The organism is Pseudomonas sp. microsymbiont 2, assembly GCF_054788395.1.
Genome location: NZ_CM139112.1, coordinates 455,588 through 467,345, shown reverse-complemented (window position 1 = coordinate 467,345; position 11,758 = coordinate 455,588). Strand labels below are relative to the sequence as shown.

The 11,758-nt window shown below is 64.9% G+C and carries 5 protein-coding genes; 4 read left to right on the top strand and 1 reads right to left on the bottom strand.

Annotated elements, in window-relative coordinates:
• Positions 1-99: 99 nt before the first annotated feature.
• The gene (glnE, locus tag ACYUME_RS02035; RefSeq protein WP_460417944.1) at positions 100-3,033 is read right to left on the bottom strand and encodes a bifunctional [glutamate--ammonia ligase]-adenylyl-L-tyrosine phosphorylase/[glutamate--ammonia-ligase] adenylyltransferase; all 2,934 of its coding nucleotides are present in this window, start codon (positions 3,031-3,033) and stop codon (positions 100-102) included.
• A gap of 383 nt (positions 3,034-3,416) precedes the next feature.
• On the opposite strand from glnE, the gene aceE reads away from it, so the two are divergent.
• From aceE to msrA, 4 genes are all read left to right on the top strand, one after another.
• Positions 3,417-6,062 carry a pyruvate dehydrogenase (acetyl-transferring), homodimeric type gene (gene aceE, locus ACYUME_RS02030; protein WP_279884058.1) on the top strand — a complete coding sequence of 882 codons (2,646 nt, stop codon included), beginning with the start codon at positions 3,417-3,419 and terminating at the stop codon, positions 6,060-6,062.
• A 13-nt stretch (positions 6,063-6,075) separates the two neighbouring features.
• The gene (aceF, locus tag ACYUME_RS02025; protein ID WP_460417943.1) at positions 6,076-7,710 is read left to right on the top strand and encodes a dihydrolipoyllysine-residue acetyltransferase; all 1,635 of its coding nucleotides are present in this window, start codon (positions 6,076-6,078) and stop codon (positions 7,708-7,710) included.
• A gap of 504 nt (positions 7,711-8,214) precedes the next feature.
• Positions 8,215-10,908 carry a putative bifunctional diguanylate cyclase/phosphodiesterase gene (locus ACYUME_RS02020; protein ID WP_460417942.1) on the top strand — a complete coding sequence of 898 codons (2,694 nt, stop codon included), beginning with the start codon at positions 8,215-8,217 and terminating at the stop codon, positions 10,906-10,908.
• A gap of 178 nt (positions 10,909-11,086) precedes the next feature.
• On the top strand, positions 11,087-11,755 hold the full coding sequence (gene msrA / locus ACYUME_RS02015) for a peptide-methionine (S)-S-oxide reductase MsrA (RefSeq protein WP_279886221.1): 669 nt from the start codon (positions 11,087-11,089) through the stop codon (positions 11,753-11,755).
• Positions 11,756-11,758 lie beyond the last annotated feature (3 nt).

Below are 11,758 nucleotides of genomic sequence, written 5' to 3'. Positions count from 1 at the left end.
CGCAGCCCTTTCGCGACACAAGGCCGCTCCTACAAAGGATTGCGTTCCCTGTAGGAGCGGCCTTGTGTCGCGAAAGGGCCGCACAGCGGCCCCAAAATCTCAAGTCAGACCCAGTTCACCCCAGATCCGCCTTACCTCACGACGCTCATCGACAAACTGCGCCGCATCGATCACCCCGGCCTGCTTCTGCAGGGCCTGGCGGTGCGACGCCGAGCGGAACGCCTTGTACACCTCGCGTAGCAGCACGGCGTCGGCGCCGGGCATCAGTCCAGCCTGCTCCAGCTCTTCGAGAATGCGGATGTTGTCGGTCCAGCGCAGTATGGCCGGATGGTCGTGGGACCAGGCCAAAGCGGCGTATTGCACCATAAATTCGATGTCCACGATACCGCCGGCATCCTGCTTGATATCGAACGGCTGGCCGGCCTCGAAGGCGTTGGCCGCAGTGCCTGCGGCAGTGGCCTTGGTGCCCAGGTTGTCGCGCATCTTGGCGCGCATCTCGCTCACTTCGGCGCGCAGCTTGTCCAGGTCTCGAGGCTGGCCGAGCACCTTGGCACGCACCGTCTCGAAGGCACCGGCCACTTGCTTGCAGCCCACCAGCACCCGGGCCCGCACCAGCGCCTGGTGCTCCCAGGTCCAGGCTTCGTTCTGCTGGTAGCGCTCGAAGGCGCCCAGCGAACTCACCAGCAGGCCCGAGGCACCGGATGGGCGCAGGCGCATGTCCACGTCGTAGAGCTGGCCGGAGTTGGTCTGGGTGGTCAGCAGGTGGATGATGCGCTGGCCCAGGCGGGTGAAGAACTGCGCGCCGTCGATGGGCTTGGCGCCGTCGGTTTCGGCGTTCGGGTCGCCGTCATGGATGAACACCAGGTCCAGGTCCGAGCCATGGCCCAGTTCGATGCCGCCGACCTTGCCGTAGCCGACGATGATGAAGCCCGGGTCGCACAGGCTGCCGTCGCTTTTTCGCGGTTGCCCATGACGCGCCACGGTCTGGCGCCAGGCCAGGGCCAGCACCTGGTCGAGAATCGCCTCGGCCAGCCAGGTCAGGTAGTCGCTGACCTTCATCAACGGCAGGTTGCCGCTGATCTCCGAGGCCGCCACCCGCAGACTGTGGGCCAGCTTGAAGTGGCGCAGGGCCTCCATCTGCTGTTCCAGGTCGTCCTCGGGGATGCGCGTCAGGCGTTCGCGCAGCTCGGCGGCCAGCTCCGGCGCCAGCGGCGGGCTGAACAGCCGGCCCTCGTTGAGCAGCTCATCGAGCAGCAGCGGGTAACGGGCGATCTGCTCGGCGATCCATGGGCTGGCGGCGCACAAGGTCAGCAGTCGGCGCAAAGCGCCGGGGTTCTCGGTGAGCAGCACCAGGTAGGCCGAACGCCGGGCCACGGCCTCGACCAGCGGCAGCACGCGCTCCAGTACCAGGTCTGGGTTGTCGTGCTCGACCGCCTGGGCCAGCAGGCGCGGAATGAAAGCGTCCAGGCGCTCGCGCCCGATGCGCTGCATCGAGCGCAGGGTCGGGCTGACCCGCAAGGCGTTGAGCCGACGCAAGGCCTCGGCGGGCTGGCGGAAACCGGCCTCTTCCAACTGGCGCCCGGCGGCGTCTTCGTCCTGGACCTGTTCCCAAAGTGGCGACCATTCGCCGCCGACCACCAGCTCGCCCTCGGCCTCGTCTTCGTCCGGGTCGGCGATCACCTGGCGGAAATGCCAGTCGATGCGCTCGCGCCACTGCATGAGCTGGTCGTGGAAGGCATTCCAGTCGGCGTAGCCGAGCATATAGGCGATGCGCGCGCGATCGGTTTCGTCGTCGGGCAGCATCTGCGTCTGGCGGTCGGCGATGGCCTGGATGGCGTGCTCGGTGTAGCGCAGGAATTCATAGCCCTCGCGCAGCTCGGTCACCACGGCCGGTGGCAGGTAGCCCTGCCCCTCCAGGGTCGCCAGCACCTTCAACAGGGGGCGCTGCTGCAGGCTCAGGTCACGGCCACCGTGAATCAGCTGGAAGGCCTGGGCGATGAACTCCACCTCGCGGATGCCACCGGCACCGAGCTTGATGTTGTCGGCCATGCCCTTGCGCCGCACTTCCTGCTGGATCAGCTGCTTCATGGTGCGCAGCGCCTCGATGGCGGAGAAGTCCAGGTAGCGCCGGTAGACGAACGGCCGCAGCATCTCCTGTAGCTGCGCGCCAGCGGCCTGGTCGCCGGCCACCACCCGCGCCTTGATCATGGCGTAGCGTTCCCAGTCGCGCCCCTGGTCCTGGTAGTACTGCTCCAGGGCATTGAAGCTGAGCACCAGCGCGCCGGCCGAGCCGTAGGGGCGCAGGCGCATGTCGACGCGAAACACGAAACCGTCGACGGTCACCGGGTCGAGGGCCTTGATCAGGCGCTGGCCCAGACGGGTGAAGAACTCCTGGTTGTCCAGCGAGCGCTTGACCCCCTCGGTCTCGCCGCCCTCGGGGAAGGCGAAGATCAGGTCGATGTCGGACGACAGGTTCAGCTCCACCGCGCCAAGCTTGCCCATGCCCAGCACCACCATGTGCTGGGGCTGGCCGCTGCGGTTGCCGATGGGCGTGCCGAACTGCTGGCAATGGCGCGGATACAGCCATTGATAGGCTTCATCGATGCTGGCGTCGGCCAGGTCGGACAGGTCGCGGCAGGTCTCGGCCAGCGCCGCCTGTCGCGTGATGTCGCGCCAGATGATGCGCAGCTGCTGGCGATTGCGCTCGCGACGCAGGTTGCGCGCCAGTTCGTCCTCGCCCTGCGCGGCCAGGGCGGCGGCATTGATGTGCTCGCGCAGCCGCCCCGGCGCATAGGCGCGATCCATCGCCCCGCTCGTCAGCAGCTCGAACAGCATCGCCGGGTCGCGCTGGGTCTGGACCAGGACGAAGTCGCTGGCAGCGGCCACCTGGCCGAACTGGCGCCGATGCTCGGCGCTCAGCGTGTCGAAGTCCAGATCAGGATGGCCAGCCAGGGCATCACGCAGGAACTGTTCATTGCGGGCGACCAGTGGTTGAAGGGCGGCAGGCAGATCGAGCGGCAAAGGCAGGCGCATGGTCTATCCTTGATCGGCGTGAAAGAGAGCGGTTGAGGGGCTGAAACGGGAGCTGGAGCACGGTTGGACTGTCGTACAAAAGTTGTAAATAGCCGAAAAAGACGAAAAATTGGCAAAACCCATCAAGAATCACCCATTCGCGACATGCTCACAACCAACATGAACGTTTTTCCTCACAACCCGGGATGCGACCAAACGTCGCATTTGTGTAGTTTTACTACTACTCCTGATACGCCAAAGCATGAAATGCGAATCCATTTGTAGTAAAACTACACCGCGCCGGATGACTGTCCGGTAATCCAAGAATTCACGACGTCTGCCCATAAGGCCAGTCGCAAACTCAGGCCATCGATTCTGGTGGCCTTTCCGCCCTGGAGCAAGCCATGCAAGACCTCGATCCAATCGAAACCCAGGAATGGCTGGATGCCCTGGAGTCGGTCCTCGACAAAGAAGGCGAAGACCGCGCTCATTACCTGATGACCCGTATGGGCGAGCTGGCCACCCGTAGTGGCTCGCAGCTGCCGTATGCCATCACCACGCCGTACCGCAACACCATCCCTGTCACCCACGAAGCACGCATGCCTGGCGACCTGTTCATGGAACGCCGCATCCGCTCGATGGTGCGTTGGAACGCCCTGGCCATGGTCATGCGCACCAACCTGCGCGACTCGGACCTGGGTGGTCACATTTCCAGCTTCGCTTCCAGCGCCACGCTGTACGACATCGGCTTCAACTACTTCTTCCAGGCCCCGACCGAAGAACACGGCGGCGACCTGATCTTCTTCCAGGGCCACGCCTCGCCAGGTGTCTACGCCCGCGCCTTCATGGAAGGCCGCATCAGCGAAGACCAGATGAACAACTTCCGCCAGGAAGTGGATGGCCAAGGCCTGTCGTCGTACCCGCACCCATGGCTGATGCCTGATTTCTGGCAGTTCCCGACCGTATCGATGGGTCTGGGCCCGATCCAGGCCATCTACCAGGCGCGCTTCATGAAGTACCTGGAAGCCCGTGGCTTCATCCCGGCCGGCAAGCAGAAGGTCTGGTGCTTCATGGGCGACGGCGAGTGCGACGAGCCGGAATCCCTGGGCGCGATCGCCCTGGCCGGCCGCGAGAAGCTGGACAACCTGATCTTCGTCATCAACTGCAACCTGCAGCGCCTCGACGGCCCGGTTCGCGGCAACGGCAAGATCATCCAGGAACTCGAAGGCGTGTTCCGTGGCGGTGGCTGGAACGTCAACAAAGTCGTCTGGGGCCGCTTCTGGGACCCACTGCTGGCCAAGGACACCAACGGTGCCCTGCAGCGCCGCATGGACGAAGTCATCGACGGCGAGTACCAGAACTACAAGGCCAAGGACGGCGCGTACGTCCGTGAGAACTTCTTCAACACCCCAGAGCTCAAGGCCATGGTCGAAGACCTGTCCGACGACGAGATCTGGAAACTCAACCGTGGCGGCCACGACCCGTACAAGGTCTACGCGGCGTACCACCAGGCCGTGAACCACAAGGATCAGCCGACCGTCATCCTGGCCAAGACCATCAAGGGTTACGGTACCGGTGCCGGCGAAGCCAAGAACACCGCGCACAACACCAAGAAGGTCGACGTCGACAGCCTGCGTCACTTCCGTGACCGCTTCGACATCCCGGTCAAGGATGCCGACCTCGAGAACCTGCCGTTCTTCCGCCCGGAAGAAGGTTCGGCCGAAGCCAAGTACCTGGCCGAGCGCCGCGCCGCCCTGGGTGGCTTCGTGCCGCAGCGCCGTGCCAAGAGCTTCAGCGTGCCGACCCCGCCACTGGAAACGCTGAAAGCGATCCTGGACGGTTCGGGCGACCGCGAAATCTCCACCACCATGGCCTTCGTGCGCATCCTGGCGCAGCTGGTCAAGGACAAGGACATCGGCCAGCGCATCGTCCCGATCATCCCGGACGAAGCCCGTACCTTCGGCATGGAAGGCATGTTCCGCCAGCTGGGCATCTACTCGTCGGTCGGCCAGCTCTACGAGCCTGTCGATAAAGACCAGGTGATGTTCTACCGCGAAGACAAGAAGGGCCAGATCCTCGAGGAAGGCATCAACGAAGCCGGCGCCATGTCGTCGTTCATCGCTGCCGGCACCTCGTACAGCTGCCACAACCAGCCGATGCTGCCGTTCTACATCTTCTACTCGATGTTCGGTTTCCAGCGCATCGGCGACCTGGCCTGGGCCGCCGGCGACAGCCGCACCCGTGGCTTCCTGATCGGCGGTACCGCCGGCCGTACCACCCTCAACGGTGAAGGCCTGCAGCACGAAGACGGTCACAGCCACATCATGGCGGGCACCATCCCGAACTGCCGCACCTACGATCCGACCTACGGCTACGAGCTGGCGGTGATCATCCAGGACGGCATGAAGAAGATGACCGAAGAGCAACAGGACATCTTCTACTACATCACCGTGATGAACGAATCCTACCAGCAGCCCGCCATGCCGGCCGGCGCCGAGGAAGGCATCATCAAGGGCATGTACCTGCTCGAGGAAGACACCCGCGAAGCCGCGCACCACGTGCAACTGATGGGCTCCGGCACCATCCTGCGCGAAGTCCGCGAAGCGGCGAAGATCCTGCGTGAAGAGTTCAACGTCGGCGCCGACGTGTGGAGCGTCACCAGCTTCAACGAGCTGCGTCGCGACGGCCTGGCCGTGGAACGCGCCAACCGCCTCAAGCCTGGCCAGAAGCCTCAGCAGACCTATGTCGAAGAGTGCCTGACCGGTCGCAAGGGCCCGGTCATCGCCTCCACCGACTACATGAAGCTGTTCGCCGAGCAGATTCGCCAGTGGGTGCCGAGCAAAGAGTTCAAGGTCCTGGGTACCGATGGCTACGGTCGCAGCGACAGCCGCAAGAAGCTGCGTCACTTCTTCGAAGTCGACCGCCACTTCGTGGTGCTGGCTGCCCTGGAAGCCCTGGCTGACCGTGGCGAGATCGAACCGAAGGTTGTCGCTGACGCCATCGTCAAGTTCGGCATCGATCCGGACAAGCGCAACCCACTGGACTGCTGAGGAGTATTTTTAAGTGAGCGAACTCATTCGCGTACCTGACATCGGCAGCGGTGAAGGTGAAATCATCGAGCTGTTCGTCAAGGTCGGTGACCGTATCGAGGCTGACCAGAGCCTGCTGACCCTGGAGTCCGACAAGGCCTCCATGGAGATCCCCGCGCCGAAGGCCGGCGTGGTCAAGGAACTGAAGGTCAAGCTGGGCGACCGCCTGAAAGAAGGCGACGAGCTGCTGGTCCTGGAAGTCGAGGGCGCCGCTGCGGCGCCCGAGGCTCCGGCCGCTGCCGCCCCGGCTCCAGCTGCTGCCCCGGCACCGGCTGCCGAAGCGGCCCCTGCTCCTGCCGCAGCCCCCGCTGCCGCCAGCGTGCAGGACATCCACGTGCCGGATATCGGTTCGTCGGGCAAGGCCAAGATCATCGAAGTACTGGTCAAGGTCGGCGACACCGTCGAAGCCGACCAGTCGCTGATCACCCTGGAGTCCGACAAGGCCTCCATGGAGATCCCGTCGCCTAGCGCCGGCGTGATCGAAGCCGTGCTGTGCAAGCTGGAAGACGAAGTGGGCACCGGCGACCTGATCTTCAAGATCAAGGCCGCAGGCGCCGCCCCTGCTGCAGCGCCGGCTCCGGCCGCTGCTGCTCCGGCTGCCGCTCCTGCCCCAGCCGCTGCACCTGCCGCCGCCGCGCCGGCTGCTGCGCCTGCTCCAGCTCCGGTCGCCACCGCGCCGGCCGCCGGCAGCAACGCCAAGGTGCATGCCGGCCCTGCCGTTCGCCAGCTGGCTCGTGAATTCGGCGTCGACCTGGGTGCGGTCGCCGCCACCGGCCCGCACGGCCGTATCCTGAAAGAAGACGTTCAGGTTTACGTCAAGGCCATGATGCAGAAGGCCAAGGAAGCTCCAGCCGCCGGTGCTACCGGTGGTGCCGGCATCCCGCCGATCCCTGCCGTGGACTTCAGCAAGTTCGGTGAAGTCGAGGAAGTGGCCCTGACCCGCCTGATGCAGGTCGGTGCCGCCAACCTGCACCGCAGCTGGCTGAACGTGCCGCACGTGACCCAGTTCGACTCCGCCGACATCACCGAGCTGGAAGCCTTCCGCGTCGCGCAGAAGGCCGTGGCCGAGAAAGCCGGCGTCAAGCTGACCGTGCTGCCACTGCTGCTCAAGGCCTGCGCCTTCCTGCTCAAGGAACTGCCGGACTTCAACAGCTCGCTGGCGCCAAGCGGCAAGGCGATCATCCGCAAGAAGTACGTGCACATCGGCTTCGCCGTGGACACCCCGGACGGCCTGCTGGTCCCGGTGATCAAGAACGTCGACCAGAAGAGCCTGCTGCAACTGGCTGCCGAAGCCGCTTCGCTGGCCGAGAAGGCCCGCACCAAGAAGCTCTCGGCCGACGAGATGCAGGGCGCCTGCTTCACCATCTCCAGCCTCGGCCACATTGGCGGCACCGGCTTCACGCCGATCGTCAACGCGCCTGAGGTGGCGATCCTCGGTGTCTCCAAGGCCACCATGCAGCCGGTCTGGGACGGCAAGGCCTTCCAGCCGAAGCTGATGCTGCCACTGTCGCTGTCCTACGATCACCGCGTGATCAATGGCGCCGCCGCCGCGCGCTTCACCAAGCGCCTGGGCGACGTGCTGGGCGACATCCGCACCATGCTGCTGTAACGCTGCACGCTGCCCCTCCCCGGAGGGGCAGCCCCGTTTTCGAGCTGCCACGCTCGTACCTCAACCCCGTCAATTTGGCGGGGCTTTTTTTGTCCGCATGAATGTCACGGCCCTGTAGGAGCCAGCTTGCTGGCGACCAGGTGCATGGTTCGCCAGCAAGCTGGCTCTCATGGAACAAACCATAACTTATTGATTTAGCTAGACCCTGTGGGAGCGGCCTTGCGTCGCGAAAGGGCTGCGTAGCAGCTCCGGCAATTTCGATGATGGCTCGGAATCTGGGGCCGCTACGCGCCCCTTTCGCGACGCAAGGCCGCTCCCACAGGAGATAGTTCCCTGCGCGACAGCGTAGCCCGAAGGGTTGGGTGATCTCCTACAGATTTCATGCAACTGGCCGACAACCTGTTCACAGCATCTCCCACGGCCGCTTGCCAGCCCTGGGGACATGATGCAACCTTGCCCGATGCGCCGTGCTCCAGGCCGCGCCCCTGTTCAAGCGAGTCTTCGATGAAAAGCCAACCCGATGCCGCCAGCCGTGTGGCGGCCGAGGTCGTCACGCAGCTTCCCGTGCCCTCGCGGCTCGGCATGCTGCGTTTCGAACGGCTGAACGAAGCCAGCTGGGCGCTGCTCTACCTCGACCCCGCCTGCGACCGGCAGTTCGGCCTGCCCGCCGCCGAACTCTGCGCCCTGATCGGCTCGCCCTATGCCAGCCTGATGGAGCCCGAGGCCCGCTACAAACTGCACGACGACATCCAGTTGCAACTGGCCCAGCGTGGCTACTACCGGGTGCGCTACACCCTGCACGCCAACCCGATGCCGCTGCGCCTGCTGGAAGTCGGCGAAAGCTACAAGCAGCACAACCGCCAGTTGCTGCGCGGCTACCTGACGGTGATGAACGAACAGGCCGATGACGCCGCGAACCCCGACGCCAACGACCTCGAGTCGCGCAACAGCCGCCTGCAACTGGCCCTGCAGCTGAACCAACGCGCCCAGCAGGAACAGCTCGAGCACCTGGAACGGGTCCGCGCCCAACAGGACCTGATCCTGCGTCTGGCGCGCCAGCGCTACAGCATCGGCAACTCGCTGCTCGAGGCCGCCGAGCTGATCACCCGCAGCGCCTGCGAGATCTACAAGGTCGACTGCGCCAGCATCTGGTACCTCAACGACCAGCGCCTGGAGCCGATCAGCGCCTGGTATCACCGCGAGCAGCGGCACCGCATGCCCGAAGCCATCGATGCCAGCCGCTTCCCCGACTACCTCGAGGCCCTGCACGCCAGTCGTGCCATCGACGCGCACAATGCCAGCCACGACCCGCGCACCCGCGAGATGGCCGAGTCGCTGTACAGCAGCGCCGACAACGCCATGCTCGACGCCAGCATCCGCATCGACGGCCAAGTGGTCGGCGTGCTGTGCCTGGAACAGACAGGCCAGCCACGGGCCTGGCAAACGGATGAGATCGCCTTCGCCGGCGAGCTCGCCGACCAGTTCGCCCAGGTCATCAACAACCACAACCGACGCACCGCCGCCAGCGCCCTGCACCTGTTCCAGCGCGCCGTGGAGCAGAGCGCCAGCGCGTTCCTGCTGGTCAATTGCGACGGCGTGGTGGAGTACGTCAACCCGAGCTTCACGGCGATCACCCAGTACAGCACCGAAGAGGTCCAGGGCCATCACCTGGCCGAGCTGCCAGCCCTGGAAAACCTCAGCGAGCTGCTGTTCGACTCGCCGTCGAGCCTGGCCATGGGCAACAGCTGGCAAGGCGAGTTCAAGAGCCGGCGCAAGAACCTCGAGCCTTACTGGGGCCAGTTGTCGATCTCCAAGGTGTACGGCGACAACCGCGAGCTGACCCACTACATCGGCATCTACGAAGACGTCACCCAGAGCAAGCTGGCCCAGCAGCGCATCGAGCGCCTGGCCTACACGGACAACCTGACCAATCTGGGCAACCGCCCGGCGTTCATCCGCAACCTCGACGAGCGCTTCGCCCGCGACGGCAATACTCCCATCTGCCTGCTGCTGGTGGACATCGACAACTTCAAGCGAATCAACGACAGCCTCGGCCACCAAACCGGCGACAAGCTGCTGATCAGCCTGGCCCGGCGCCTGCGCAACAGCCTGAGCAACGGTGGCAGCCTGGCGCGCTTCGCCAGCAACGAGTTCGCCGTGCTGCTCGACGACACCGCCCTGGAAGACGGCCAGGGCGTCGCCCACCAGCTGCTGCGCACCCTCGACAAGCCGATGTTCGTCGACAACCAGCTGATCAACGTCACCGCCTCCGTCGGCCTGGCCTGCGCGCCACTGCACGGCAGCGACCCGGCCACGCTGATGAAGAACGCGGGCCTGGCCCTGCACAAGGCCAAGGCCAACGGCAAGCACCAGGTCCAGGTGTTCACCGAGGTGCTCAACGCCGAAGCCAGTTACAAGCTGTTCGTCGAGAACAACCTGCGCCGCGCCCTGACCCAGAACGAACTGGAAGTGTTCTACCAGCCCAAGCTGTGCCTGCGCAGCGGCCGCCTGCTCGGCCTGGAAGCGCTGCTGCGCTGGAACCACCCCGAGCGCGGCATGATCCGCCCCGACCAGTTCATCAGCGTGGCCGAGGAAACCGGCCTGATCATCCCCATCGGCAAGTGGGTGGTGCGCCAGGCCTGCCGCATGAGCCAGCAGCTGCGCGAGGCCGGCTTCGGCAACCTGCACGTGGCCATCAACCTGTCGCCCAAGCAGTTCTCCGACCCTGAGCTGGTCAGCTCGATCGGCGGCATCCTCAAGGAAGAAGCCCTGCCACCACACCTGCTGGAGCTGGAGCTGACCGAGGGCCTGCTACTGGAGGCCAGCGAGGATACCCACCGCCAGCTCGACGAGCTCAAGGCCCTGGGCCTGACCCTGGCCATGGACGACTTCGGCACCGGCTACTCGTCGCTGAGCTACCTGAAGAAGTTTCCGATCGACATCATCAAGATCGATCGCAGCTTCATCAACGAGATCCCCGACAACCAGGACGACATGGAAATCACCTCGGCGGTGGTGGCCATGGCGCACAACCTCAAGCTCAAGGTGGTCGCCGAAGGGATCGAGACGCCCGAACAGCTGGCGTTCCTGCGCCGGCACCGCTGCGACGTCGGCCAGGGCTACCTGTTCGACCGGCCGATTCCGGGGCGCGAGCTGAACGAGAAGCTGCGCCGCTATCCGCGTGGGCCGGTGGCCTGACAGCGGGGCCAACCTCGGGCACTATAGACATCACTTGCCTTCTGGGGCTGCTGCGCAGCCCTTTCGCGACGCAAGGCCGCTCCTACAGAAGTGCGCGATCTCCTGTAGGAGCGGCCTTGCGTCGCGAAAGGGCCGCAAAGCGGCCCCAGGTTGTTGAACATCAAATAGAGGAACGGCCATGGTCCTGCGTTCGGAAATCCTGGTGAACAAAAACGTCATGCCCACCGCGGAGCAGGCCCTGCCTGGCCGCGAAACCCCGATGGCCCTGCCTGAGTTCCACTACGTGTTCGAAGGCACGCCATTGCTCGGCCCATTCTTCGAAGGCGATATCGATTTCGCCATCTTCGCCCTGGGCTGCTTCTGGGGCGCCGAGCGCCGCTTCTGGCAGCGCGAAGGCGTGGTCAGCACCGTGGTCGGCTACGCCGGCGGCTTCACCCCCAACCCCACCTATGAAGAAGTCTGCTCGGGCCTGACCGGCCACACCGAAGTGGTGCTGGTGGTGTTCGACAAGAACCGGGTCAGCTATCGCGAGCTGCTGACAATGTTCTGGGAGCTGCACAACCCGACCCAGGGCATGCGCCAGGGCAACGACATCGGCACCCAGTACCGCTCGGCGATCTACTGCACCTCGCCGCAGCAGCTCGAAGAGGCCAAGGCCAGCCGCGACGCGTTCCAGGCCGAGCTGAGCAAGGCCGGCTTCGGCGAGATCACCACCGAGATCGAGCAGGCGCCAACCGTCTATTTCGCCGAGGCCTACCACCAGCAGTACCTGGCCAAGAACCCGGACGGCTACTGCGGTATCGGCGGCACCGGCGTCTGCCTGCCACCCAGCCTGCAAGGCAACTGAGCC